Genomic DNA, 26,143 nt, shown 5'->3' with positions numbered 1-26,143 from the left:
ACGCCCTCAGCCCAGCGAACGGGTGACCTGCTCGAAAGTGTCGCGCGAAAGGCCATCGGTCGCGGCGATTCGCTCGAGCTCGGCGCGCATCAGCGCCGCCCGCTTCGGCTCGATCCGCCGCCAGCGACCGAGCGGAGGCACGAATCGCGCTGCGGTCTGCGGGTTGATCGGATCGAGCGCGAGGATCAGGTCGGCTACCAGCCGATAGCCCTCGCCGTCCGCTGCATGGAACGCATGCGGATTGCCCGCGAACGCCATGTAAAGGCTGCGCGCGCGATTCGGATTGCGCAAGTTGAAGTCGGGATGTTCGGCGAGCGCCTTGACGTGCTCGATCGCATCGGGGTGGAGCGAACTGGCCTGGATCGCGAACCACTTGTCGATCACAAGCGCATTGTCGCGATAGCGGTTGTAGAAATCGATCAGCCGTCCGGTCCGTTCGGCGCTCGATAGTCCGGCGAGGACCATCAGCGCTCCCTGCCGCGAGGTCATCGTTTCAGCCGCATCGTATTGCGCGGCGGCGATCTTCGCCGCACGTTCTGGATTGCCGGCAGCGAGGAACACCAGCGCCTGCGTCTGCACCTTGCGCGCGCCTTTGCCCGCGTGGTCGAGCGTTGCAGGTTGGGCGCTTGCGCGCCCATGCAATGCAACGAGGTCGCCTTCGAGCGCTTGGCCTAGCGCCGCCTTGAGGGCTTCGCGTTCGGCGTGGATCCTCCCCGGATCGGCGACGAGGAACTGCTCGGCGAGGTAAGTCTGGCTTGGCAGCATCATCAGTTCGCCGCGCATCGAATCGTCGAGGGTTTCATCGGCGATCACTGCCTTCAGCGCACCGGCGATCGCATTGCGGCCCGCATCGCGCGCCGTATCGTCGAGCGACCCGCTGCACAGCGCAACGAGGTGGCCCACGACGAGGTCCTGCATCGCCTCGTAGCGGGCGAACGGATCGTCGTCGTTCGCAGCGAGGAACACGAGGTCGTCGGTCGAAACCTCGCGCTCGATCGAGACCGGCGCGGAGAAACCGCGATTGATCGACAGGACCGGCGGCTTGGCAAAGCCGTCGAACGCGATGGTCTTCTCCGCATCCGAGAGGATCACCAGCTGCTCGCCGCCGTGCTTTCCGGTGTCGCGGTCGAACAGCGCAATCCACAGCGGGATCGGCATCGGCTGCTTGGCGGGCTGGTCGGGTGTCGGCGGGACGGTCTGCTTGAGGCGCAGCGTGGCGGTTTCGCCTTCGTGGGCCAGCGAGACTTCGACTTTCGGCGTGCCGGCCTGCGAATACCACAGGCGGAACTGCTTGAGGTCGAGTCCCGCGCCGTCTTCCATCGAGCACACGAAATCTTCGCAGGTCGCCGCCTCGCCATCATGCCGGTCGAAATAGAGGTCGGTCCCTTGCCGGAATGCCCTGGGGCCCGCCATCGTGCGCATCATGCGCAGTACTTCGGCGCCCTTGTTGTAGACCGTGGCGGTGTAGAAGTTGCTGATCTCGCGGAAACTGTCGGGCCGGATCGGGTGCGCCAGCGGCCCCGAATCCTCCGGGAACTGGACTGAGCGAAGGACGCGAACATCTTCGATCCGCTTGACCGCTTCGCCCTGCATGTCCTGGCTGAACAACTGGTCGCGCAGCACGGTGAAGCCTTCCTTCAACGAGAGCTGGAACCAGTCGCGGCAAGTCACACGGTTGCCCGACCAGTTGTGGAAGTATTCGTGCGCGATCACCCCTTCGATGCCGTCGTAGTCCCCGTCAGTCGCGGTATCGGGGTCGGCCAGCACGTACTTCGTGTTGAACACGTTGAGGCCCTTGTTCTCCATCGCACCCATGTTGAAATCGCTCACCGCGACGATGTTGAACACGTCGAGGTCGTATTCGCGGCCGAAGGTTTCCTCGTCCCACTTCATGCTCTTCTTGAGCGATTCCATCGCGTGCTCGGTGCGCGGCAGGTCTTCGCTACGAACCCAGATCCCGAGTTCGACCTTTCGGCCGTTCATGGTGGTGAAGCTGTCCTTGCGCGCCACTAGGTCGCCTGCAACCAGCGCGAACAAATAGCTCGGTTTGGGCCACGGATCATGCCACTCGGCCCAGTGCCGCCCCGCCTCGCCTTCGCCGGTCGCAACGTTGTTGCCATTCGCGAGCAGGACAGGGAACTGCGCCTTCGCGCACTCCATTCGGACGGTATACGTGCTCAGCACGTCGGGCCGGTCGGGGAAGAACGCGATACGGCGGAACCCTTCGGCTTCGCACTGGGTGCATAGCATCCCGTTCGAGGCATAAAGACCCATCAGCTGCGAATTGGCTGCGGGATTTACGTGCGTGACGATTGTGATTTCGTGCGCGTCGTCCGTCAGCGGCAGCACCAGGTCGCCACCGTCCATCGACCAGTCGTTGACCGCTTGCCCATCGACCGTGATCGATTCGGCAGTCAGCCCGTCACCATTCAGCCGGATCGTATCGCTGGGTTCGGCATCGGGGTTGCGCGCTACGCTGAGCGTCGTGGTGACCCGCGTGTCATCGATCCCGAGGTCGAATTCCAGCCGCGTTGCGGGCACCAGCCAAGGATAGGGCTTATAGTCCAGCCGACGGATCAATGGTGGCACTGCAGGCGCATCGGCCATCTCGGGGTTGCCATCGGGGTTCGAGGGGGTGCGTGCGATATCCATGCGGCGCTTTGTAGGCGCTTTGCGGTTGCAGTCCACCAACCGATTGGGTGAAGAGGGCCAAATGGCGCGGATGGTCATCTTCGGACTGGGCTACACCGCATCGCGGATCGCCCGGTTGCTTTATGCCAGTGGTTGGCAAGTGGATGCGACAGGACGCGCCGGGAATCTCGATTTTGCCGATGACCGCGCAATGCGCGATGCACTGTCCAGGGCAAGCCACGTCCTGTCCTCCGTCCCGCCTGCCGACGAGGCCGATCCGGTGCTGGAACGATACGGCGATGCGCTGGGCCATGACTGGCTCGGCTACCTCTCCTCGACCGGCGTATACGGTGATACGCAGGGCGCGTGGGTCGACGAATCCTCGCCCACAGGGACCGGACGCCGCACGGCCCGAAGCGACGCCGATGCGGCATGGCTGGCGCGCGACGCGCGGGTGTTCCGTCTGCCGGGGATCTATGGCCCCGGGCGCAGTCCGCTTGACCGGGTGCGCGCCGGGAACGCCACACGGATCGACCTGCCGGGCCAGGTATTCAGCCGTGTCCATGTCGACGATATCGCCAGCGGAGTAATCGCTGCGCTCGATGCACCTGCTGGTGCCTACAATCTCGCCGACGATTGTCCGGCCAGTGCCGCCGAAGTCACCGCGGAAGCGTGCCGCCTGCTCGGCGTCGAACCGCCGCGCCTGCTGTCGCTCGACGAGGCAGGGCTCTCACCCGCTGCGCGCAGCTTCTATTCTGAAAACCGCCGGGTTGCGAACGGCAAGGCCAAGCGGGTGCTCGGCTGGCAACCGCGCTATCCCGACTACGCTTCGGGGCTCGCCGCCATCCTCGCAGCGGAAGGCACTGAAGGCAGCTGATCACCGCCCGGAGGGCCGGCCTGCCGTGCCCGCAACGCGATCACCAGTCCGACCATCGCCAGCGAGGCCCCGGCAATCGCCAGGGCCGTCCAGTGGTAGCCTTCCATGACGGTCGAGATGACCATCGCGATAACCACCACCAGCACCCCGTTGTAGGCTGCGCGGCCAGCGCCGAGCTGGCGCACCAACGCATAATAAAGCGGGAACGTCACCACCGATCCGGCGAATGCAAGGTAGGCGGTCCCGGTCCAGAATTGCGGATCGCGCGGGAACACCGGAGCACCCGAGAGCAATAACGCCAGACATATGTCGATCGTCGTTCCGTAAAGCATCGCCCACCCCAGGAGGCTTGGCAGCGCGACGTCTTTCCCGGCCGGTCCGGCCTGGATCACATTTGCAAACGATGCGGAGAGCATTGCGATCACCGCCATTACCGCTCCGAGCACTACGCTCCCTTCAAGCGGAGCAACCTGCGCCTCGTTGACCAGCAGCAAGGCGATTCCGCTGAGCGCGATGGCGCTGCCCCCGACAAATCCGCGGGTGACTGGCTGGCCGAGCAGGAAATGACCGAACACCGCGTTGGGCACCATCATCATCCCGATCAGCAGCGCGACGATGCCCGAGGTCAGGTGCATCTCCGACAAGTAGACAAAAGTGTAGTTCCCGCTGAACTGGAACAGGCCCATCGCCAGCGCCAGCAGGTGCGCCTGCCCAGGCATCGCCAGCGGTTTGCGCAGGATCCTCGCAAGCACGAACATGCCCGGTGTCGCGAGCGCAAAGCGATAGGCAATCGCCCAATGCGCAGACACACCATCGATCTGGCCACGAATGACGTACCACGTCGAGCCCCAGATCAGCGCCGTCAGCAGGAACGGCAGCGCGATTCGCGGGCTGAGGAATGAATGGGCGGAGGTATCGCTCACAGTGCGGAAATCGCTTCCGCAAGTGCCGATACGTCTTCCGAACGGGTGTTCCACGCGGTGACGAAGCGCGCGGCATCATCGCCCCAGTCGTAAAACGCGAATCCCTGCAAGCGCAGCACCTCGCGTTCGGCGGGCGAGAGCGTCACGAACAGCTCGTTCGCTTCGACAGGGTGCATCAGCCGATCGCCGCACACGCCGGCGATTTCCGCTGCCGCCGCATTCGCCGCACGGGCGTTCGCCAGCCACAAATCGCCATCGAGCATCGCGAGCAGCTGCGCGGCCAGGAACCGGCCCTTCGATTGCAGGTGTCCGGCGCGCTTGCGGCGATAGCGCGCGACATCCGCCAGCGCGGGATCGAAGAACACGATCGCCTCGGCGCTCATCGCCCCGTTCTTGATGCTGCCGAAGCTCAATGCGTCGGCCCCGCCCACCGCATCGATCGGCGCACAATCGAGGAACGCCACCGCGTTGCCGAACCGCGCGCCATCGACATGGAAGTGCAGCCCGCGCTGTTTCGCCAGCGCCCCGAGCACAGCGATCTCCTGCGGCTGGTAGCACCGCCCGTATTCGCTCGCCTGCGTCACCGACAGCGCGTGCGGCTGGACCTGGTGCACGTCGTCACGAATCGGGTCGATTACCGCGTGCACGGCCCCGGGGGTGAGCTTCGCGCCCTCGCCCGCCGCCAGCATCAGCTTCGCACCGTGGAGGTAGAACCCTGGTGCGCCGCCCTCGTCGACTTCGATATGCGCTTCTTCGTGGCACACCACGCCCCCGTGCGGAGGGCACATCGTTGCAAGCGCCAGGCAGTTCGCTGCCGTCCCGGTCGCCACCCACAGCGCCGCGACCTCTTGCCCGAACACTCCCGAAAACGCTTCATCAAGCCGTTGCGACAGCGCGTCGGTATCGTAGGGTGAATCCGGCGCATCGGCCGCGCGCATCGCCTCCCACACGGCGGGGTGAACGGACGCGGCGTTGTCGGACAGGAATTGCATCGCAACGCCCTCTATAGGCGCAAGCGTTGCCCGCCAAGCTCGATAGTGCAGGGAAGCGATGGTGCTGCTGGAGAGAATTGAACTCTCGGCCTCTCCCTTACCAAGGGAGTGCTCTACCTCTGAGCTACAGCAGCGTATCCACCAGAGGCGGCGCGCATACAGTGCCCCGCTCCCTTGTCAAGCGTTGCCCCGCGCGGCAAGGGGATTCCGATGAGCGGACAAGCCGACAAACCGACACGCGAAGTACGCCTGGCCGCCAAGCTGCGCGAGAACCTGCGCCGTCGCAAGGCGCAGGGGCGGGCGATCGAAAGCGCCGAGCGCCCACTTCCCAAGGACGGCGATGCCCGCTAGGGGCGAGTGCTCCAAAACGCCTGCGACGGAGCGCTGAACCTTGCCGACCCTGATCCTCGTCCGCCACGGCCAGAGCCAGTGGAACCTGGAGAACCGCTTTACCGGTTGGTGGGACGTCGACCTGACCGAAAATGGCGTGGCCGAAGCGATCGCCGCAGGCGAATTGCTGGCGGAAAAGGGCCTGCTGCCGACACGCGCATTCACTTCGCTCCAGACCCGCGCGATCAAGACGCTGCATCTCGCGCTCGAGGCGTGCCAACGGCTGTGGATCCCCGAGACCAAGGACTGGCACCTCAACGAGCGGCACTACGGCGGGCTCACCGGGCTCGACAAGCAGGAAACCCGTGAGAAGCACGGCGACGAACAGGTTCACATCTGGCGGCGCAGCTTCGACACCCCGCCCCCGCCGATGGAAGCGGGCAGCGACTACGACCTGTCTGCCGACCCGCGCTATGCCGGGATCGACGTGCCGGCGACCGAAAGCCTCAAGCTGACCATCGAGCGTGTGTTGCCCTATTGGGAAAGCGCGATCCTGCCCGTGCTCAGCAGCGGCGAGACGGTGATCATCTCCGCGCATGGCAACTCGCTGCGCGCGCTGGTCAAGCACCTTTCGGGGATTTCCGACGACGAAATCACCGGGCTCGAAATCCCCACCGGCCAACCGATCATCTACCAGTTCGATGGCGCAATGGTGCCCGGCGAACGCTACTACCTGAAGGACAGCTGAGGCCATGGCGGACGTCGCAATCGTGATGGGCAGCCAGTCCGACTGGCCGACGATGAAGAGCGCAGCCGACGTGCTCGGCGAGCTTGGCGTGAGCCACGAGGCACGGATCGTGTCCGCGCACCGCACGCCCGACCGGATGCACGACTTCGGCAAGACCGCGCACGAGCAGGGCTTCAAGGTGATTATCGCCGGTGCCGGCGGCGCGGCTCACCTGCCGGGGATGCTGGCGGCGCTTACCCACCTGCCGGTACTCGGCGTGCCGGTGCAGTCGAAAGCGCTTAGCGGACTCGATTCGCTGTTGTCGATCGTCCAGATGCCTGCCGGCGTGCCGACCGGGACACTGGCGATAGGCGAGGCCGGGGCGACCAACGCCGGGCTGCTCGCGGCATCGATCCTCGCGCTGGGCGACGATGCACTTTCCCAGCGGCTTGTCGCGTGGCGCGCTGCGCGCACAGCGGCAGTCGGCGAAACCCCGCAGTGACGAACGGATCGAGGGGCGCTCAGGGGTGATCAAGCAAGGCGGGACCATCGGTATCCTCGGCGGAGGACAGCTCGGCCGGATGATTGCGATGTCTGCCGCACAGCTCGGATATCGCTGCCACGTGTTCACCCCTGAACGCGACAGCGGGGCCGCCGAAGTCAGCGCCGAAGCGACCGTCGCCCCGTGGTCCGATGCGCGCGCGATGGAACGCTTCGCCGCCAATTGCGACGTCATCACGCTCGAATTCGAGAACATCCCGACCGCCGCACTCGCTCCGCTTGAAGCCAAGCTGTTTCCCGGCGTTCGCGCGCTCGAAGTGGCGCAGGATCGGCTCGCGGAAAAGCGCTTCGTCGACGAACTCGGCGGGCGTCCCGCTCCGTTCTTGCCGGTGGCCGAAAAGCTCGACCTTGTCCGCGCGATCGACACGATCGGCGCGCCGGGCATCCTCAAGACCCGCCGCGACGGCTACGACGGGAAAGGCCAGTGGCGGCTCGACAGCGCGCACGAAGCCGAATCGCTGCGCCTGCCGCAGGTCACTTGCGTCTACGAAGGGTTCGTCGATTTCCTCGCCGAGTTCTCCGTGATCCTCGTGCGCGGGCAGGACGGCGAGGTGCGGTTCTGGGATTCGACCGAGAACCGCCACGCCGAAGGAATCCTGGCGCAATCGGTCTGGCCGCCCAACGAAATCGTCACCGCACAAGTCGGGGAAGCCCGCGCGCTGGCCCGCGAAGTCGCCAACGCGCTGCGTTACGTCGGGGTGCTGACGCTCGAATTCTTCGCCACGCCAACCGGCCCGGTGTTCAACGAGATGGCCCCGCGGGTCCACAATTCGGGCCACTGGACGATCGAAGGCGCGGCCACCAGCCAGTTCGAGAACCACGTGCGCGCGGTGTGCGGGCTGCCGCTCGGCGATACCTCAACGATCGCCGCGCAGATCGAAATGGACAACCTGATCGGTGAAAGCGTGCTCAAGGCGCAGAAGGTGCTGTTCGAGCCCGAGGCGCACCTGCACCTTTATGGCAAGCGCGAGGTGCGTGACGGGCGCAAGATGGGCCACGTCACGCGGATATGGTACAGCTAGCTCAGAGAGATATCAACACGCGTCCACATGTCATCAACTTCATATCCAAGAGGGTGCCACCTGTTGCATTTCAGACTCACTTGAAACGGACCGGAAACTAGACTCTAAACCATGTATGGGACACGGGCAGGCAGGAAACTTTACATCGATTGTCGCAATGGATTTGCGTGGCGCGATAGGATGTAAAAATTCGCTTCCTTGGCGCCTGCGATCAGACTTAGCGTTCTTCAAAGCCACCACGATCGACTCATGTGTGATTATGGGGCGGAAAACCTTCGACTCTCTCGGTGCGAAGTGTCTTCCTAAGCGAGACAACGTGGTCTTATCTCACAACAATGTGCTGTTCCCAGCCACTGATCATTGCAAACTGGCTCTCTCTATCCCTGAGGCGTTGGTGATCGCGGAAGAGTTCGGATGTGAAGACACATTCGTTATCGGAGGCGGCCTGACCTATTCACAATTTGCCCCGCTTGTGGACCGATATCTCGTGACTGTCGTGGAACACCAGGTCGAAGAGGCCGATGCCTACGTGTCGCAGGACATCTTGTCCGACCTGCGTAAGTGGGATCGGGTAGAGTTAGCAAAATACCCTGCGGTGCCGGACCAAGATGATTATGCCTTCGCCGTTTATGAACTCTGGGCCCCTGACACAGAAGCTCGTGCGGCGAAACGGAGCCGCCTCATTGAGAACTATCGCTCGAAAGTCGGAAAGAAGCCCAAGCTGACTAGGCGATCTTCTAAGCACCAATTTTCTCCTCCTCAGGATGCTTTTGCATTCTGATTGGTTGGCGGACGTCGCCGCCACAGCTAGCAGATCAATATGAGGTTCCTCGACCATCGCGAGCCGCTGCCCGAACCTTTGCGCGGGGCGGTGATTGCGCTCGGCAACTTCGACGGGTTCCACCTCGGCCACCAGGCGGTGGCGGGCGAAGCGATCCGCTGGGCGCACGCCGAAGGTCGCCCCTCGATCATCGCGACGTTCGATCCGCATCCGGTGCGCTACTTCAAACCCGACGTGCCGCCGTTCCGCCTGACTACGCTCGAGCAGCGGCAGGAACTCTACCTCGCCGCCGGTGCCACCGCGATGCTGGTGTTCCACTTCGACGCCGAGCTGGCGAACACCACTGCGGAGGATTTCGTGAAGGTGCTGCTCGCCGAACGGCTCGGGGCGGCTGGCGTCGTTACGGGTGAGGACTTTACCTTCGGCAAGGGCCGCGCGGGCAACCGGCAGCGGCTGGTCGAATTGGGTGCGGAATGCGGGATCGAAGCGCGCGCGGTGCCGCCAGTGATGGACAGCGGCGCGCCGGTGTCCTCCAGCCGCGTGCGCGAGGCGCTGCAGGCAGGCGACTGTGAAACCGCCAGCCGCCTGCTCACTCGCCCGTTCGCGATCCGCGGCGTGGTCGGCCACGGCGACAAACGCGGACGCGAAATCGGCTATCCGACCGCCAACCTGACGATCGAAAGCTACTTGCGCCCGCGCTTCGGGATCTACGCCGTCACCGGCAAGGTGCTCGCCACCGGGCAGGAATTGCTCGGCGCGGCCAACATCGGGGTGCGCCCGACGTTCGATCCGCCAAAGGAGCTGCTCGAGCCGTATTTCTTCGACTTTTCGGGCGACCTTTACGGGCAGGAAATCGAAGTCGGTTTCCACCGCTTCCTGCGGCCCGAAGCCAAGTTCGATTCGCTTGATGACCTGATCGCGCAGATGGACAAGGATTGCGACGAAGCGCGGGAGGCCCTAAGCGCGCGCCCACGATGAGCGACGACAGCACGAAACGCGATTACCGGGACACCGTCTTCCTGCCGAAGACCGATTTTCCCATGAAGGCCGGCCTTCCGCAGAAGGAGCCGGGCATTGCCGCGCGCTGGCGGGACGAAAAGCTCTACGAGCAGCTGCGCGACGCCCGGCGCGGGCGCGAGAAGTTCATCTTCCACGACGGCCCGCCATACGCCAACGGCGACATGCACATCGGCCACGCGCTCAACCACACGCTCAAGGACATGGTCTGCCGCACGCAGAACCTGCTCGGGCGTGATGCGCCCTACGTGCCGGGGTGGGACTGCCACGGCCTACCGATCGAATGGAAGGTCGAGGAGCAGTACCGCAAGAAGAAGCAGGACAAGAACCAGGTCCCGGCCAAGGAATTCCGCGCCGAATGCCGCGCCTATGCGCAGCACTGGGTCGATACCCAGCGCGAACAGCTCAAGCGCCTCGGCATCATGGCCGACTGGGACCATCCTTACCTGACGATGGATTTCCAGGCCGAATCCACGATCGTGGCAGAGCTGATGAAGTTCGCCGAAGCGGGCAACCTCTACCGCGGATCGAAGCCGGTGATGTGGAGCCCGGTGGAAGAAACCGCGCTGGCCGAAGCCGAGGTCGAGTACGAGGATATCGTCTCGACCCAGATCGACGTGGCGTTCGAGATCGTCGAAAGCCCGATCCCCGAACTGGTCGGCGCGCACGCGGTGATCTGGACGACCACGCCGTGGACGATCCCGGTGAACCAGGCGATCGCCTATGGGCCTGAGGTTGATTATGTGCTGTGCGTTGCAATGCCCTTCTGGGAAGGTGAAGGTGAACGACCTTGCTTCGATGCACCTTGGTGGGCCAACAAGCCGTTTCTGGTCGCGCAGCCACTGCGAGAGTCGTTCGAGCAGAGACTCCAGAGAGATCTAGATAAACTAGAAGGGTCTGCGGGCTTTTTGGCCAACGTCATGCCCTATTCGGCGGAAACGCACTTTCGAGGGTCAAACCTCGCCGGCACCATCGCCCGCCACCCGATGCACCATCTCGGCGGGTTCTACGCGAAACCCCGCCCCTTCCTGTCGGGCGATTTCGTCACCACCGACAGCGGCACCGGCCTCGTCCACATGGCGCCCGACCACGGCGAGGACGATTTCGAGCTGTGCCGCGCGAACGGAATCGAGCCGCAGTTCGCGGTGATGGCCGACGGGCGCTATCGCGACGACTGGCCGTGGCTTGGCGCGCATGACGATCGCCGCCGCAGCGTGATCAACAAGCCGTTCAATTCGCCCGAAGGCCCGATCTGTGCGGACCTGCGCGAAGCCGGCGCGCTGCTCGCCGCGAGCGAGGACTACCAGCACTCTTACCCGCACTCGTGGCGTTCGAAAGCCAAGGTGATCTTCCGCTGCACCCCGCAGTGGTTCGTGCCGATGGACAAGCCCGGCATGGTCGAAGTCGCCGAAACTGCCGCCGAACAGCGGTGGGACAACGAGGGCGGTACGCCCGAGCATACCGGCACGCTGCGACAGGTCGCGCTCGAAGCGATCGCCGCCACCCGCTTCGTGCCCGAAAAGGGCCGCAACCGCATCGGTTCGATGGTCGAAGGACGGCCCGACTGGGTGCTGTCGCGCCAGCGCGCATGGGGCGTGCCGATCACGCTGTTCGTCAAGAACGGGACCGGCGAATACCTGCAGGATCCGCAAGTCAACGCCCGCGTGGTCGAGGCCGTGCGGCAGGACGGCGTCGACGCGTGGGACGAAGCGCGCAAGGCCGAATTTCTTGGGTCCGACTACGACGCCCACGACTACGAGATGGTCACCGACATTCTCGACGTGTGGTTCGATTCGGGCTGCACCCACGCGTTCGTGCTCGAGAGCGGGCGCTGGCCGGACATGCAGTGGCCCGCCGACCTCTACCTTGAGGGCAGCGACCAGCACCGTGGCTGGTTCCAGTCTTCCTTGCTCGAATCGTGCGCCACCCGCGGTCGCGCGCCCTACGACGCGATCCTGACCCACGGATTCACGATGGCGAGCGACGGGCGCAAGATGTCGAAGAGCCTCGGCAATACCATCGATCCGCTGAAGGTGATGGAGCAATACGGCGCGGACATCATCCGGCTGTGGGCGCTCTCGGTCGATTTCACCGAGGACCACCGGATCGGCGACGAGATCCTCAAGGGCGTCGCCGACCAGTACCGCAAGCTGCGCAACACCTTCCGCTACCTCCTCGGCGCGCTAGACGGGTACGACTACGAGGCCGAGGCGGTCGATGTGAGCGAAATGCCCGAGCTCGAGCGGTATATGCTCGACCGGCTGCTCGCGCTCGATACCAAGTTGCGGCAGGCGATCGCGGACTACGACTTCAACGAATACACCCGCGCGCTGATCGATTTTTCGAACGAGGATCTCTCGGCGTTCTTCTTCGATATTCGCAAGGACAGGCTCTATTGCGATGCGCCTGACGGAATCGAACGGCGCGCTTACCGCACCGTGCTCGATATCCTGTTCCAGGCGCTGATCCGCTACGCCGCGCCGGTGCTGGTGTTCACCGCCGAGGAAGTGTGGACCACCCGCTTCCCCGACCGGGGCAGCGTCCACCTTACCGAATGGCACCCGCTGCCGGGTGACTGGCAGGACGACGCGCTCGCCGCGCGGTTCGCTGCCTTGCGCGATTTGCGCGAGGACGTGACCGAAGCGATCGAGCCGCTGCGCCGCGACAAGACGATCCGCTCCAGCCTCGAAGCCGACGTGACCGTGCCTGCCAGCTCCGTGCCTGAAGGGTTCACCGACGCCGACCTCGCCGAACTGTTCATCACTGCGTCAGTCGCGCGCGGGCAGGGCAGCGCGGTGACCGTATCGCGCACCACCGACCACAAATGCGGCCGCTGCTGGCGCCTGCTGCCCGAAGTGGCGGAAGACGGCGAGCTGTGCAGCCGCTGCGAGAGTGTCGTATCCGAGCTGGACGGCACGGAAGCATGAGCCCGACTCTCAGGAACCGGTTGATCGGGGTGCTAATCGCGCTGGCGATCTTCGTCGCCGACCAGTTGCTCAAAGCGTACGTGCTGCATGGCCTCGAGATGCAGCTGGGCGATTCGATCAGCTTCCTGCCGATCTTCAACTTCACGCTGACCCACAACTACGGCGTCTCGCTCGGCATGTTCACCGCCGATTCGCAGGAAATGCGCTGGATCCTGGTGGGGGTGACCGCCCTGATCGCGGTCGGCGTCACGGTCTGGATGCTGCGCGAGACCAAGCTGGCCGATATCGCCGGGCTGGCGATGATCCTCGGCGGGGCAATGGGCAATATCAAGGACCGCTACGACTACGGCTACGTGATCGATTTCCTCGACCTGCATTTCGGGGCATTCCGCCCGTTCCTGATCTTCAATATCGCCGATGCCGCGATTACCATCGGCGTCGTGATAATCCTTGCCCGATCGCTGTTCGCAAGCGACAAGGGCGAAACCGAACCGGCCAGCGAGGCCGTGGAGAGCTGACTACCATGCGCAAGATTGCCACCTTCACCATCGTTCTCGGCGCGAGCGCCATGCTGGCCGGATGCGGCAGCAGCGGCATCATGGGCCGCGCGCGTCCCGACGAGTTCGCCGTGCAGCGCCAGGCGCCGCTGGTGGTTCCGCCCGATTTCAACCTCGTCCCGCCTTCGCCCGGTGCGCCGCGCCCGGATGAGGACAGCGCTTCGCAAAAGGCGCTCGAGGCGCTGTTCGGCGGACCGGCCCCGCGAAGCTCGGTGGAGACTTCGATGCTCGACCATGCCGGCACCGCCGATCCCGGAATCCGCACGGCGGTGGGCGATGCCGACACGCACACCGTCTACAAGGGCCGCCTGACGCAGGATATCGTCGCCGCCCCGCAAGGTAACGGCGCCACTGCGCAAGCGGTGATTCCGGGACAAGGCTGATCCAGTTCGGCGAGCGCGTCAGCGTTCGCGCTGCCCGCGCTATTCCTCCTCGCTGACGAGGAGCTTATCGATCTTGCGCCCGTCCATATCGACGACTTCGAAGCGCCAGCCCTGGTCGTGGAAATGCTCGCCTTCCTCGGGCAGCTTCTTGAGGATAGACAGCGCATAGCCCGCTGCGGTGGCGAATTCGCGGTCTTCGGAAAATTCGATGCCCAGCCGGTCGGCCAGCTGGTCGGCGGGTAACGCACCCGACACCAGCAGCGAGCCGTCTTCGCGCTCGACGATGGTCGGCGCTTCCCCAAGGTCCTGGTCGCTCGCGAAATTGCCCACGATCGCGGTTAACAGGTCGACCGGAGTAACGATCCCATCCAAGTGACCGTATTCGTCGTGGACCATCGCCATCGCGATTTCTCCCTGCTGCAACACCCGCAGCGCATCCATCGCGTCGAGCTGGTCCGGGATCACTTCGGCCTTGCGCAGAAGCGCGGCGAGATCGACCCGCTCACCCGCGACCATCGCGGCGAGCACTTCGCGCACCTTGACGACGCCGAGCACCTTATCGACCGAGCCTTCCGCCACCGGCAGCAGCGAGTGCGGACTCGCCTCGATCGTCTCGCGCATCTCGGCTTCGCTGGCGGCGATGTCGAGCCAGTCGATCTCGGTCCGCGGGGTCATCAGCTCGCGCACGGGGCGCTCGGCCAGCCGTACCACGCCTGCCAGGATCTGGTGCTGGGCGTCCTCGATAACTCCCGAGCGGGTCGCATCGGCGAAGATCATGTGCAGCTCTTCCGCCGTCACGCTCGACTGTCCGCCGGGGCGCACCCCCAGCAGGCCGATGATCAGGCCCGAGCTCTTGTCGAGCACCCAGACGACCGGCGCAGCGACTTTCGCCAGCAGCGCCATCGGCTTGGCCGCGACCAGCGCGATCGGGACCGCCGCGCGCAGCGCCAGCTGCTTGGGAACCAGCTCGCCGATTACGAGGCTGAAGTAGGTGGTGAGCGCGATGACCAGCGCAAAGCCAGCCTCTGCCGCATATTCAGCCGGTACACCGAGACTCACCAGCCGTTCGGCCATCGGTCCGCCGAGACTCGACCCCGAGTAAGCGCCGGCGATGATCGCAATCACCGTTATCCCGGTTTGCACGGTCGAAAGAAACTTGCCCGGATCGGCCGCCAGCGCGAGCGCGGTCCTCGCTCCGCGGCTGCCCTTTTCCGCTGCCGCGCGCAGCCGCGTAGTCTTGGCCGAAACGATAGCCAGTTCGGACATGGCGAACAGGCCGTTGAGCACGATCAGCCCGGCGATAATCAGCAGGTCGGTCCAGGGAAATGGTGTCACTTTAGTGGCGCTAGCACATTTGTTCGCGCTTGCCAGCGGGAACGGGCGAGCGCAGATACCGTTAAGGATATTGCGGCGCGGGTTGGGAGCGCCAGTGGCGGGAGGCCTGCCCGCCATCGCAGTACCTGTTAGTCAAACACGATATATACCGAAGGGGACACCAATGAAGACCTCCCGCAAGTTTACCGCTGCGATCGCGGCGCTCTCGCTCGTCGCTGTTTCCGGCTGCGTGACCGATCCCAACACCGGCCAGCAGAAGGTGTCCCGCACCGCTATCGGCGGCATCGGCGGTGCCGCGGCAGGCGCCCTGCTCGGCGGGCTGATCGGCGGCAGGACCGGCCGCATCGTCGGCGCGGTTGGCGGCGGCGCAATCGGCGGCGTGGTCGGCTACAAGATGGACCAGCAGATCAAGCAGCTGAAGGACCAGACCGCCGGTTCGGGCGTTGACGTCACGCCGACGGACAACGGCACCGCGATCCTGCTCAACCTGCCCGACGGCGTCACCTTCGCGACCGGCAGCTACGACATCAGCCCGGGCTTTCAGCAAGTGCTCGACAAGGTAGCGGCGAATTTCATCCAGTATCCCAACAGCCTGATCGACGTGTACGGCTATACCGATACGGTCGGTTCGGCGGACTCCAACCAGCGATTGTCCGAACAGCGCGCGCAGGCGGTTGCAAACTACCTCATCAGCCGCGGGGTCAATTCGGGCCGCATCCGCTGGATGGGCTTCGGCGAGACGCACCTCAAGGTGCAGACCGGCGACGGCGTGGCCGAACCGCTCAACCGCCGGGTCGAGATCAAGGTGATCCCGATCAGCCAGCAGGATATCCAGGCGGCGCAGCAACAGCAGCAAGGGCAATAGGCCGCGCTGCCAGGAAGCGATCGAGAAAGCCGGTCCTCGTAGGGGCCGGCCTTCGTCGTTTCGGCGTTAGTCCGGCTGCGCGGAAATGGCGGCGGCCCGCTCGGCCAACCGCGCAACCGCATCGCGGTGGATGGCGGGCGATGTCGCGAGCACTCCGAACGCGCGTGGATCGCGCTTGTTGTAGCCGAGCGGCTTGCCGAAAGCGTCGGTCACCGCTGCCCCCGCTTCGCGCGCGATAAGCGCGGCGGCGGCAACGTCCCACTCCCAGCCCCAGCGAAGCGTTGCGACGAGATCTGCCTCGTCTGCGGCGACCATCGCCATGCGCAGAGCAATCGAATTGGGCTTGTCGACAATCACGAGATCGGCATCGATTTTCGGCACGGCATCGGCGGGTACGCGAGAGCCGGCGAAGTCGCGGCGGGTCGATGCGACCAACCTTCGGTCGTTGCGCCAGCTGCCCTGCCCGGCCACGCCGACCCAGTGCTCTTCGCGCGCGGGGGCATCGAGCACCCCGATCAGCGGTCGATGTTCGCTGATGAGCGCGATTGAAACAGCCCATCCGGGCCTGCCGCGAATAAAGTCGCGGGTGCCGTCGATAGGGTCGACCAGCCAGATCAATCCTTTGCCGAGCCGCTTGGGATCGTCGGCGGTTTCTTCGCTCAGCCAACCTGCCGCGGGGAGCAAGGCAGACAGCTCGCGTTTGAGGAACGAATCGACCGCCATGTCGGCTGCCGAAACCGGATTGCCGGGGTCCTTTTCCCAGCTTTCGAGCGAATGACCGGCACCAGGCCACATATCATGGGCAATGCGCCCCGCTTCGCGGGCAATTTGTCCTAAGCGCTCGGTGTCGATCACCCTATCGCTTTTGGGGCTGCACCGCACCCTTTTCAAGCATACGAATCCATGCTTAGGCGCGCACAAACCTCCATCCCGACCATTCCCGATTGGACCAGACACCCCATGAACATCCACGAATACCAGGCCAAGGAACTGCTGGCGAAGTACGGCATCGGCATCCCGACGGGCTATCCGGCCATGTCGATCGAGGAAGCTGTCGAAGGCGCGAAGAAGCTTCCGGGGCCGCTTTATGTCGTCAAGGCGCAGATCCACGCCGGCGGGCGCGGCAAGGGCAAGTTCAAGGAATTGGGAGCCGATGCCAAGGGCGGCGTCCGGCTTGCCAAGTCGATCGACGACGTGAAGCAGGATGCCGAGGAAATGCTCGGCAACACCCTCGTCACGGTGCAGACCGGCGAAGCAGGCAAGCAGGTCAATCGGCTCTACGTCACCGACGGAGTCGATATCGCCAAGGAATACTACCTCTCGCTGCTGGTCGATCGCGGCTCGGGCCGTGTGGCGATGGTCGTGTCCACCGAAGGCGGGATGGATATCGAAGCGGTCGCGCACGATACTCCCGAAAAGATCACCACCATCACGATCGATCCGGCGCAGGGCTTCATGCCGCACCACGGCCGGGCGGTGGCGTTCGCGCTCAAGCTCAAGGGCGACCTCAACAAGCAGGCGCAGAAGCTGGCAAAGCAGCTCTACACCGCGTTCATGGAACTCGACTGCGCCATGCTCGAGATCAACCCCCTGGTGGAAACCAAGCCTGATTCTTCTGGGGCCGCCAACCTGCTGGTGCTCGACACCAAGATGAGCTTCGATTCGAACGCGCTCTACCGCCACAAGGATGTCGAGGCGATGCGCGACGAGACCGAAGAAGACCCGGCCGAAGTCGAAGCGAGCCAGTACGACCTCGCCTACATCAAGCTCGACGGCAATATCGGCTGCATGGTCAACGGCGCGGGGCTCGCGATGGCGACGATGGACATCATCAAGCTCAACGGCGCGTTCCCGGCCAATTTCCTCGACGTGGGAGGCGGCGCCACCACCGAGAAGGTGACCGCAGCGTTCAAGATCATCCTCAAGGACCCGGCGGTCGAGGGTATCCTGGTCAATATCTTCGGCGGGATCATGAAGTGCGACGTGATCGCCAACGGCATCGTCCAGGCGGCGAAGGACGTGAACCTTTCGGTCCCGCTGGTCGTGCGCCTCGAAGGCACCAACGTGCAGCAGGGCCAGGACATCCTCAACAACTCGGGGCTGCCGATCGTCAGCGCCGACGATCTCGGCGACGCCGCGAAGAAGATCGTCGCCGAGGTCAAGCAGGCTGCCTGAGCAACGCTTGACGTTTACGTAAAGGTGAGTTAGGGCGCGGAGCAATTCAGGCCGTGCCCTCAATGAAGGAACAGAAGCGATGAAAATCCTCGTCCCCGTCAAGCGGGTGATCGACTACAACGTGAAGCCGCGCGTCAAGGCGGACGGCACCGGCGTCGATCTCGCCAACGTCAAGATGAGCATGAACCCGTTCGACGAAATCGCGGTCGAGGAAGCGCTGCGAATCAAGGAAGCTGGCAAGGCCGACGAAGTGATTGCGGTCTCGATCGGCCCGGCCAAGGCGACCGAAACGCTGCGCACTGCGCTGGCGATGGGGGCAGACCGCGCGATCCTGGTGCAGACGGATGACGAGGTCGAACCGCTGGCAGTCGCCAAGATCCTCAAGGCAATTGTCGAGGCCGAGACCCCAGGTCTCGTGATCCTCGGCAAGCAGGCGATCGACGACGATTCGAACCAGACCGGCCAGATGCTCGCCGCGCTGCTCGGCCGTCCGCAAGGCACCTTCGCCAACACCGTCGAAGTCGACGGCGATTCGGTGACCGTTAAGCGCGAAGTCGACGGCGGTCTCGAAACCGTGAAGCTTGCGCTTCCCGCGATCGTCACCACCGACCTGCGCCTCAACGAACCGCGCTACGCTTCGCTGCCGAACATCATGAAGGCGAAGTCCAAGCCGCTCGATACCAAGGCCCCCGCCGACTACGGCGTCGACACCGCACCGCGCATCAAGACGCTCAAGGTTACCGAACCGCCGGTCCGCCAGGCGGGCGTGAAGGTCGCCGACGTCGACGAGCTGGTCGCCAAGATCAAGGCCCTCGGGATCGCCTGATCCCGTCACCGCAAGCACTCAATTCAAGGACGCCAATCGATGAAAACTCTCGTTCTGGTCGAACATGACAACGCTTCGGTGAAGGACGCCACGTTGTCGGCCGTCACCGCCGCTTCGAAGCTCGGCGAAGTCCACCTGCTGGTCGCCGGCTCGGGCTGTGCCGGGGTGGCGGATGCCGCCGCCAAGATCGCCGGGGTGGGCAAGGTCCACCTGGCCGACGATCCGGCCTACGCGCACCAGCTGGCTGAAAACGTCGCGCCGCTGGTGGCGGACCTGATGGGTCACCACGATGCGTTCCTCGCGCCGGCCACCACCACCGGCAAGAACATCGCCCCGCGCGTCGCCGCGATGATCGACGTGATGCAGCTGTCCGACATCATCGGGATCGAAGGCGACAAGACCTTCACCCGCCCGATCTACGCCGGCAATGCGATCGCCACGGTCGAATCGAGCGATCCCAAGCTGGTCATCACCGTGCGCGGCACCGCGTTCGAGAAGGCTGCGCCCGAAGGCGGCAGCGGCACCGTGGAAGCCGTCAGCGGACCGGGCGATGCCGGCACAAGCAGCTTCGTCGGCAGTGAAATCGCCAAGAGCGAGCGCCCCGAACTCACCAGCGCCAAGGTCATCGTGACGGGCGGCCGCGCGCTGAAGGACGCCGAGACCTTCAAGGAATACATCTTCCCGCTGGCCGACAAGCTCGGTGCAGCGGTCGGCGCGAGCCGCGCGGCGGTCGATGCGGGCTATGTCCCCAACGATTACCAGGTCGGCCAGACCGGCAAGATCGTCGCCCCGGAGGTCTACATCGCGATCGGCATTTCGGGCGCGATCCAGCACCTTGCCGGCATGAAGGACTCCAAGACGATCATCGCGATCAACAAGGACGAAGATGCGCCGATCTTCCAGGTCGCCGACGTTGGCCTCGTGGCAGACCTGTTCAAGGCGGTGCCGGAACTCACCGAAAAGCTTTGATTTCACGCATTTGATCGGGCACCCTTTGGCCTCGAAGTAGAGGTCAGGGGTGTGCGATGCGCTTTCTATTTGCTTTGCTGATGGCGGCGATCGCCCAGCCAGCGTTGGGCGACGACGGGGGGACAAAGCCGACCACGCTCGAACCGGTTAGCCCCTGGAGCCTCGACTACGCCGAGACCCACTGTCGCCTTTCGCGTCTGTTCGGCGACAAGGACCACCCGACAGTCTTCTTTCTCGAGCAGTACTATCCCGATTCGACGTTTAGGTGGGTGGTCGGCGGACCTAAGGTCGGCAACATCGCCAGCGGGGCAGAAGTCCGCTTCCAATTCGGTCCAGGAGCAAAAATCTCTCAGTTGGGCTACACCAAGCTTGACCTCGGAGACTTCGGCAAAGGGTTTTCGACACAAGGGCCTGAGGTCACAGAGTCGGAACCGCTGATGATCAAGGATGACGGGGCGAAAGGCGACGATCAGTCAAAAGAGCCCCAAAGCCAAGCAGTCGCAGGCATCCCTCATCTCAAATCTGAGATCGGTCGTTCGATCGACTGGCTCGCCCTTGAACCCAATTCCGGAAATGAAGTTCGTCTCTCCCTCGGAAATATGCAAAAGCCCTTTGAGGCGATGAATCAATGTACCGAGAATTTGGCTTCTCATTTTGGAGTCGATGTCGCAGCCCAAAAGGTCCGGAGAAAAGGACCAATCTGGTCCAATAGAATGGACGTTATTCCGATGCTCTTTGCGGCGCATCCTCTCGAGTTGCCCAGAGGAGGTCCAAAGGCGACCTTCACCCTTATTCTATTGATTGATGCGAACGGCAAGCCGACGAATTGCCAGATGATTCCGATGACCGCAGAGTCAAACAATTGGGACAAGGAACTCGCCTGCAAGATTTTGGCTCGCCGAGCCAGTTTCGAACCGGCAATCGGCGCGGATGGGGAACGGCAAGCCTCGTTTTACGGGACTCAGGTTAGTTTCGTTCTACGCTAATAGCCGCTTCCCGTCGCAGCAGCTGCACTTCGTCGCCATCCGGCAAGGTAGCCAGCCGCGTCGGTGCGAATCCCAGCTTGCGCGCAACGCCCAGTGATGGCGCATTTTCCGGGGCGATCATGCACATGATCTCCTGCGACCCATGTTCGGCATCGAACCAGTCGAGCACCGCGCGCATCGCCTCGGTCGCGTATCCCTTGCCGACATGGCCGGCAGCGAAGATCCACCCGGCTTCCGGCTTGTCGTCCATGTCCTCGCCCAACCCGCGATACGAACGGAACACGCCGCAATTGCCGATCACTTCGTGCTGGCCGCGCAAGCGAACCATGAAAAAGCCATAGCCCCACAGGAACCAGCTGCCCGCCCCGCGCTGGAATCGGGTGACGTGTTCGGCGCGGACCGTCGTCGGGCCCAGGAAGCGCCCCGTCTCGGGATGCGAGACGATCGCGAACATTTCCGCTTCATCGCTGGGGCGCGGCAGCCACAGCTCCAACCGATCGGTCACCACAACCGGAGCGCGCACTTCGCTCTTGATCACAGGAACCAATCCAACGTGTAAATCGCGAGCCCGACCAGCCCGCCCACGAGCGTGCCGTTCATGCGGATGAACTGGAGGTCGCGGCCGACGGCACCTTCGATCCGGTCGGTAACTGTGCGCGCATCCCACCGGCGTACCGTTTCCGACACCAGCTGGACGATCTGGCTGCCGTAGCGGCTTGCGATGCCGACTGCGGTACGGCGCGCGAAACGGTTGATCTGCGCTTGCAGGCGGACGTCTTCCTGCAGGTTGCGTCCGAGTTCGGCGAGCGTTTCGCCCATTTGCCCTGACAGGCCACCATCGCCATCGCGTGCAGCGAGGATCAGCGAGGCACGCAACCGCTCCCACACCCCCAGCCACCATGCCGCCACCGCCGGGTTGTCGAGCAAGTCGCGCTTGGTCTTTTCCACCCGCGCCCGCAGCTCGGCATCCTCCTGCAAGTCGACCGCGAGCTTCGCCAGGCCTTCGTCGAGCTTGGTACGAATCGGGTGATCGGGCTCGACAAGAACTTCCGCCAGCAGCTTGTAGAGCCCGTCGATCACGGAGTTGGCGAGCCGTTCGTCGAGACCCGTCCAGCGCACGATTGCGTTGGCGCGCTCGTGGATGATCTGGCGAACCATCTCCTCGTTCGCTTCGAGCGTGATCCCGGTCCAGCGGATCGCCGAATCGATCAGCGGCAGGTGGCGCTTATCGGCAATCGCGGCGTCGAGCATCTGACCGAGCAGCGGGGCCACATCGACCCGTTCAGCGAGCGACTTGAGCCCGCCACGCACTTCGGTCCCGAGCCGCTCAGGCTCGAGCGATTCGAGAAATTCGGCGAACAGTTCCGCCGCGCCGGCCCGGATCCGACCGCCGCCACCGGCACGGTCCGCAGGCCCTGCGAGGTAGTCACCCAACGAACGCGCCAGGTTCATATCGCTCATGCGCCGCGCAACCACCACAGGGGTCATGAAATTGTCCTGCAGGAACTGCGCCATCGTGTCGGCGATGCGGTCCTTGTTCGCCGGGATGATCGCGGTGTGCGGGATCGGCAGGCCAAGCGGGCGGCGGAACAGCGCGGTCACTGCGAACCAGTCAGCCAGCCCGCCGACCATCGCCGCCTCGGCAAATGCCCGCACAAATCCCCACGCGGGGCTGAGATGGAGCAATTGCCCGCTGGCTACGAACAGCGCCGCCATCGCCAGCAGCAAGCCAGTGGCGGTGCGACGCATTCCGCGCGCACGATCGGGTATGGCCACTGTGCCCCTCATGCGCTTCCAACGCGTGGGGGGAGTCGGGGTTTCACCGCTCACTCAGCAGGCAGGCCTTCGTCGAGTTCGCGACCGCGGTGGGGAGGCAGGTGTTCATCGCCCGGGGTGTAGGTCAACAAACGAGTGCGCAGCCAGGGTCCAAGGCGCTTCTCGAACCCGTCAGCCAGGCTGAACCCTGCCGGAATCAGCACCAGCGTGAGCACCGTCGACAGCAACAAGCCGCCGATCACCACCATGCCCATCGGCGCGCGCCAGGCTCCGTCGCCCGATAGCGATAGCGCGGTCGGAACCATGCCCGCGGTCATCGCGACGGTTGTCATCACGATCGGCTGCGCACGCTTGTGGCCCGCATCGAGGATCGCCTGCCGCTTGGGAACCCCGGCCGCCATTTCCTCGATCGCGAAGTCGATCAACAGGATCGAGTTCTTGGCGACGATCCCCAGCAGCATCAACAGGCCGATATAGACCGGCATCGAAATCGGCTGCCCGACGAGGGCCAACGCCAGCAGGCCTCCGAGCGGGGCCAGCAGCAGAGATGTCATGTTGACCAGCGGGGACACGAAGCGGTGGTAGAGCAGCACCAGCACCGCGAAGACAAGCAGGATTCCGCTGACCACCGCGACCATGAAATTCTGGATCATCTCGGCCTGCCACTTGTCCTGGCCAACCGCCTTGTTGGAAACTCCGACCGGCAGGTTCTTCATTACCGGGAGCGCATTGATCGCTTGCATGACCGGCCCCTTGACCGCTCCCGGGCCAAGATCGGCCCCGACGACCACGCGGCGCGACTGGTTGTAGCGCTGGATCTGGGTCGGGCCCGCACCGAAGCGGATTTCCGCCACGCGCGAAAGCGGGACGGTGCCGCCGCTTGCGGTCTGCACAGGCAGGTTTTCGATCGTCGCGATGTCGCGGCGCGATTTCTCGGGCAGGATCACACGGATCGGTACCTGCCGGTCGCTGAGTGAGAACTTGGCCGCGTTCTGGTCGATCTCGCCCATCGTGGCGATGCGGATCGTCTGGCTCAGCGCTGCCGTTGTTACACCCAGCTGGGCGGCCAGGTCGAAGTGCGGCACGATCAGCAGTTCGGGCCGCTGGAGGTCAGCCGCAATCCGCGGCGCGACCACGCCCTTGATCCCGCGCATCTCGTCGACGAGCTTCTGCGCCGTTTTGTCGAGCAATGCCGGGTTGCTGCCCGACAGCATCACCGTGAGGTCGCGCCCGCTGCCGCCCCCACCGCTGTTCTGCGACTGGAAGCTGACGCGCGCGTCGGCGATGTTCTGGAGCGTGGGGGTCATCCGGCGCTCGAATTCGACGCTGGTATCGTCGCGCTCGCTCGCCGGGACGAGTGAGACATACAGGGTTGCGCTGCCTTCGGAGATACCTTCGGTCACCCGCTCGACCTCGGGCTGCTTGCGCAAAATCGCTGCGACCTCGTCGGCCACCTTTTCGGTTTCCCAGATCGTCGTTCCCGGCACCATCTCGACCGACACCTGGCTGGTGTCCTGGTTGATCGAAGGCTGGAACTGCTGCGGCAACCCGGCAAACAGCGAAACCGTCATGACAAGGGCATAGATGCCCAGCCCGAAGGCATAGAGCCGGTGGTCTCGCATCCGCGCGCGGGTCCGCGCCCCGAGATTGTGCATGTACTGCCCAAAGGCACCCATCGTGCCGAGGACGAAGGTCAGTCCCTTGGCGACCAGTATGCCCGCGCCCAGCATCGCGAACGGAGCCACCATCGCTGCCGGAATGAGCGGGATGCCGATTCCCGAGAGGATCTTGAACACGAAAATCCCGGCGATCACAGCCACCACCGCGATCGCAATCGAAACGACCAGCACGATCGGATAGTACCACCACCGCGCCGGTTGTCGCTCGATGCCGGCCAACATCGCGTCCGACTTTGCGCTGTGCAGCGTCCAGCGCAGGACCGACATATAGCGGTCCATCAGCCAACCCTCGCCGTGCGCGGCCTTGCCGTGCGCCTTGAGGAAATAGGCCGCGACCATCGGCGTGATCATCCGGGCGACCGCAAGGCTCATCAGCACTGCGGCGACGACCGTCAGCCCGAACGCCTTGAAGAATTGACCCGAGATACCCGGCATCAGCCCGACCGGCAGGAACACCGCGACGATCGAGAAGGTGGTCGCTACCACCGCGAGCCCGATTTCGTCAGCCGCGTCGATCGACGCCTGGTACGCGCTCTTGCCCATGCGCAAGTGTCTGACGATATTCTCGATCTCGACGATCGCGTCATCGACCAAGACGCCCGCCACCAGGCTCAACGCCAGCAGCGACAGCGAATTGAGCGTGAAGCCCAGCAAGTCCATGAACCAGAAGGTCGGGATCGCCGACAGCGGGATCGCGATCGCGCTGATCAAGGTTGCGCGCCAATCGCGCAGGAACAGGAACACCACCACGATCGCGAGGATCGCGCCTTCGATCAGCGCTTCCATCGAACTGGTGTATTGCTGTTCGGTATAGACCACTGGAGTGAACAGTTCGGAAAAGTGAACTCCCGGGTTGTCGGCCTCGATCTGCTTGAGCTTGGCGAGCAAGTCGTCGTGCACTGTCACATCGGACACGTTGCGCGCGCGCTGGGCGAAGAACGATACCACCTGACGCCCGTTGACCTTGCCGATTCGGGTCTGCTCCGAATTCCCGTCGTAGACCGAAGCGACATCGGACAGCTTGACCGTGCGCCCGCCGCCAAGATTGATCTGAAGATTGCGCAAGTCGTATGCAGTGCGCGCATTGCCGAGCACGCGGACCGACTGGCGCGAGCCGGCGATCTCGGTCTTGCCGCCTGCGGCGTTGATGTTCATCTGCCGCAGCGCCGAGTTGAGCGAACTGGCGGTAACCCCCAGCGATTGCATCCGCGCCGGATCGAGCACGACGCGGATCTCGCGATCGACGCCGCCGTTGCGGGTGACGGATGCCATCCCTTCGATCGACAGCAGGCTCTTGGCGACAGTGTCGTCGACGAACCAGCTGAGCTGTTCCATCGTCATGTCGTCGGCCTGTGCGGAGTAAACTCCGATAAACCCGCCGCCGTTGATCTCCAGCTTGCGGACCTGCGGCTCAAGGATGCCGTTCGGCAGATCGCTGCGAATCTGGTCGACCGCGTTCTTGACCTCGTTGGTCGCGGTGTCGGGATCGGTCCCGATAGTGAAGTTGACGATCGTCTGCGAGGAGCCTTCGCGCGCGGTCGAACTGATATCCTCGACTCCGCTGACCGAACGTACCGCGGCCTCGACCTTCTGGGTGATCTGGGTTTCGATCTCAGTCGGGGCGGCACCCGGCTGGCTGACCTGCACCATCACTGCCGGGAACTGGATGTCCGGCATGTTGGTGATGTCCATTCGCGAGAACGACAGGAACCCGGCCACCAACAGGCCGGCGAACAGGACGATCGGTATCACCGGATTCCGGATCGACCATGCGGATATGTTACGCAGCCCCATCGACCGCGCC

The 26,143-nt window shown here is 64.1% G+C and carries 23 protein-coding genes and 1 tRNA gene; 15 read left to right on the top strand and 9 right to left on the bottom strand.

Annotation, left to right across the window (positions count from 1 at the left end):
- Positions 1 to 6: 6 nt before the first annotated feature.
- Complete coding sequence (gene pepN / locus CJO11_RS09170) at positions 7 to 2,652, bottom strand: aminopeptidase N (RefSeq protein WP_095012440.1); 2,646 nt, start codon at positions 2,650 to 2,652, stop codon at positions 7 to 9.
- 61 nt (positions 2,653 to 2,713) lie between these two features.
- Between pepN and CJO11_RS09165 the strand changes: the two genes are divergently transcribed.
- The gene (locus CJO11_RS09165; RefSeq protein WP_095012439.1) at positions 2,714 to 3,508 is read left to right on the top strand and encodes a Rossmann-fold NAD(P)-binding domain-containing protein; all 795 of its coding nucleotides are present in this window, start codon (positions 2,714 to 2,716) and stop codon (positions 3,506 to 3,508) included.
- On the opposite strand, the gene CJO11_RS09160 is transcribed toward CJO11_RS09165, so the two are convergent.
- From CJO11_RS09160 to CJO11_RS09150, 3 genes are all read right to left on the bottom strand, one after another.
- On the bottom strand, positions 3,454 to 4,431 hold the full coding sequence (locus CJO11_RS09160; RefSeq protein ID WP_095012438.1) for a DMT family transporter: 978 nt from the start codon (positions 4,429 to 4,431) through the stop codon (positions 3,454 to 3,456). The two genes, CJO11_RS09165 and CJO11_RS09160, sit on opposite strands and share 55 nt — an antisense overlap.
- Positions 4,428 to 5,423, bottom strand: coding sequence for a threonine aldolase family protein (locus tag CJO11_RS09155; protein ID WP_095012437.1), 996 nt, complete (start codon positions 5,421 to 5,423; stop codon positions 4,428 to 4,430). Before CJO11_RS09155 ends, CJO11_RS09160 begins: the two co-directional genes overlap by 4 nt.
- A 59-nt stretch (positions 5,424 to 5,482) precedes the next feature.
- Positions 5,483 to 5,557: transfer RNA gene (locus tag CJO11_RS09150), tRNA-Thr, on the bottom strand.
- Between the two features lie 76 nt (positions 5,558 to 5,633).
- On the opposite strand from CJO11_RS09150, the gene CJO11_RS13290 reads away from it, so the two are divergent.
- The 9 genes from CJO11_RS13290 (at position 5,634) to CJO11_RS09110 (ending at position 13,728) form a co-directional block, all read left to right on the top strand.
- Complete coding sequence (locus tag CJO11_RS13290; protein WP_169829168.1) at positions 5,634 to 5,774, top strand: hypothetical protein; 141 nt, start codon at positions 5,634 to 5,636, stop codon at positions 5,772 to 5,774.
- A 40-nt stretch (positions 5,775 to 5,814) separates the two neighbouring features.
- On the top strand, positions 5,815 to 6,501 hold the full coding sequence (gene gpmA / locus CJO11_RS09145) for a 2,3-diphosphoglycerate-dependent phosphoglycerate mutase (protein WP_095012436.1): 687 nt from the start codon (positions 5,815 to 5,817) through the stop codon (positions 6,499 to 6,501).
- A gap of 4 nt (positions 6,502 to 6,505) precedes the next feature.
- On the top strand, positions 6,506 to 6,982 hold the full coding sequence (gene purE, locus CJO11_RS09140) for a 5-(carboxyamino)imidazole ribonucleotide mutase (RefSeq protein WP_169829167.1): 477 nt from the start codon (positions 6,506 to 6,508) through the stop codon (positions 6,980 to 6,982).
- A 25-nt stretch (positions 6,983 to 7,007) separates the two neighbouring features.
- Positions 7,008 to 8,063, top strand: coding sequence for a 5-(carboxyamino)imidazole ribonucleotide synthase (locus tag CJO11_RS09135; protein WP_095012435.1), 1,056 nt, complete (start codon positions 7,008 to 7,010; stop codon positions 8,061 to 8,063).
- Between the two features lie 115 nt (positions 8,064 to 8,178).
- Positions 8,179 to 8,844: a dihydrofolate reductase gene (locus CJO11_RS09130; RefSeq protein ID WP_169829166.1), complete on the top strand. Its 666-nt coding sequence runs from the start codon at positions 8,179 to 8,181 to the stop codon at positions 8,842 to 8,844.
- Positions 8,845 to 8,883: 39 nt separating this feature from the next.
- Positions 8,884 to 9,822 (top strand): bifunctional riboflavin kinase/FAD synthetase, encoded by a 939-nt coding sequence (locus CJO11_RS09125; protein WP_095012433.1) that lies wholly within the window; start codon positions 8,884 to 8,886, stop codon positions 9,820 to 9,822.
- On the top strand, positions 9,819 to 12,788 hold the full coding sequence (ileS, locus tag CJO11_RS09120; protein WP_095012432.1) for an isoleucine--tRNA ligase: 2,970 nt from the start codon (positions 9,819 to 9,821) through the stop codon (positions 12,786 to 12,788). Before CJO11_RS09125 ends, ileS begins: the two co-directional genes overlap by 4 nt.
- Positions 12,785 to 13,306: a signal peptidase II gene (lspA, locus tag CJO11_RS09115; protein ID WP_095012431.1), complete on the top strand. Its 522-nt coding sequence runs from the start codon at positions 12,785 to 12,787 to the stop codon at positions 13,304 to 13,306. The genes ileS and lspA overlap by 4 nt, the downstream gene beginning before the upstream one ends.
- A 5-nt stretch (positions 13,307 to 13,311) precedes the next feature.
- Complete coding sequence (locus CJO11_RS09110) at positions 13,312 to 13,728, top strand: DUF3035 domain-containing protein (RefSeq protein WP_095012430.1); 417 nt, start codon at positions 13,312 to 13,314, stop codon at positions 13,726 to 13,728.
- 39 nt (positions 13,729 to 13,767) lie between these two features.
- On the opposite strand, the gene CJO11_RS09105 is transcribed toward CJO11_RS09110, so the two are convergent.
- Entirely contained in the window at positions 13,768 to 15,063 is a 1,296-nt protein-coding gene (locus CJO11_RS09105) for a hemolysin family protein (protein ID WP_095012429.1), read from the bottom strand.
- A 163-nt stretch (positions 15,064 to 15,226) separates the two neighbouring features.
- Between CJO11_RS09105 and CJO11_RS09100 the strand changes: the two genes are divergently transcribed.
- Positions 15,227 to 15,928, top strand: coding sequence for a YiaD family glycine zipper/OmpA-like lipoprotein (locus CJO11_RS09100; protein WP_095012428.1), 702 nt, complete (start codon positions 15,227 to 15,229; stop codon positions 15,926 to 15,928).
- 66 nt (positions 15,929 to 15,994) lie between these two features.
- Here the strand turns inward: CJO11_RS09100 and CJO11_RS09095 are convergent, their stop codons facing one another.
- The gene (locus CJO11_RS09095; RefSeq protein ID WP_095012427.1) at positions 15,995 to 16,783 is read right to left on the bottom strand and encodes a 3'(2'),5'-bisphosphate nucleotidase CysQ; all 789 of its coding nucleotides are present in this window, start codon (positions 16,781 to 16,783) and stop codon (positions 15,995 to 15,997) included.
- A 105-nt stretch (positions 16,784 to 16,888) separates the two neighbouring features.
- On the opposite strand from CJO11_RS09095, the gene sucC reads away from it, so the two are divergent.
- The 4 genes from sucC to CJO11_RS09075 all read left to right on the top strand — a co-directional run bounded on the left by sucC (position 16,889) and on the right by CJO11_RS09075 (position 20,884).
- Positions 16,889 to 18,103, top strand: a complete 1,215-nt coding sequence (sucC, locus tag CJO11_RS09090) for an ADP-forming succinate--CoA ligase subunit beta (protein ID WP_095012426.1) — start codon at positions 16,889 to 16,891, stop codon at positions 18,101 to 18,103.
- Positions 18,104 to 18,182: 79 nt separating this feature from the next.
- A complete protein-coding gene (locus CJO11_RS09085) occupies positions 18,183 to 18,929 on the top strand; it encodes an electron transfer flavoprotein subunit beta/FixA family protein (RefSeq protein ID WP_095012425.1) in 747 nt (248 codons plus the stop codon).
- Positions 18,930 to 18,968: 39 nt separating this feature from the next.
- The gene (locus CJO11_RS09080; RefSeq protein WP_095012424.1) at positions 18,969 to 19,898 is read left to right on the top strand and encodes an electron transfer flavoprotein subunit alpha/FixB family protein; all 930 of its coding nucleotides are present in this window, start codon (positions 18,969 to 18,971) and stop codon (positions 19,896 to 19,898) included.
- Positions 19,899 to 19,954: 56 nt separating this feature from the next.
- Positions 19,955 to 20,884: a hypothetical protein gene (locus tag CJO11_RS09075; RefSeq protein WP_095012423.1), complete on the top strand. Its 930-nt coding sequence runs from the start codon at positions 19,955 to 19,957 to the stop codon at positions 20,882 to 20,884.
- Here the strand turns inward: CJO11_RS09075 and CJO11_RS09070 are convergent.
- Genes CJO11_RS09070 through CJO11_RS09060 form a run of 3 tightly spaced genes read right to left on the bottom strand, consistent with a single transcriptional unit; the run spans position 20,865 to position 26,133 of the window.
- Complete coding sequence (locus tag CJO11_RS09070; RefSeq protein ID WP_240504403.1) at positions 20,865 to 21,422, bottom strand: GNAT family N-acetyltransferase; 558 nt, start codon at positions 21,420 to 21,422, stop codon at positions 20,865 to 20,867. The genes CJO11_RS09075 and CJO11_RS09070 overlap by 20 nt on opposite strands.
- Positions 21,419 to 22,672 carry a DUF445 domain-containing protein gene (locus tag CJO11_RS09065; RefSeq protein ID WP_240504402.1) on the bottom strand — a complete coding sequence of 418 codons (1,254 nt, stop codon included), beginning with the start codon at positions 22,670 to 22,672 and terminating at the stop codon, positions 21,419 to 21,421. The genes CJO11_RS09070 and CJO11_RS09065 overlap by 4 nt, the downstream gene beginning before the upstream one ends.
- Positions 22,673 to 22,710: 38 nt before the next feature.
- Positions 22,711 to 26,133 (bottom strand): efflux RND transporter permease subunit, encoded by a 3,423-nt coding sequence (locus CJO11_RS09060; RefSeq protein WP_095012421.1) that lies wholly within the window; start codon positions 26,131 to 26,133, stop codon positions 22,711 to 22,713.
- Positions 26,134 to 26,143: the final 10 nt, after the last annotated feature.

This window comes from Tsuneonella mangrovi (genome assembly GCF_002269345.1).
Lineage (GTDB): Bacteria > Pseudomonadota > Alphaproteobacteria > Sphingomonadales > Sphingomonadaceae > Tsuneonella > Tsuneonella mangrovi.
This window is presented reverse-complemented; position numbering and strand designations above follow the sequence as displayed.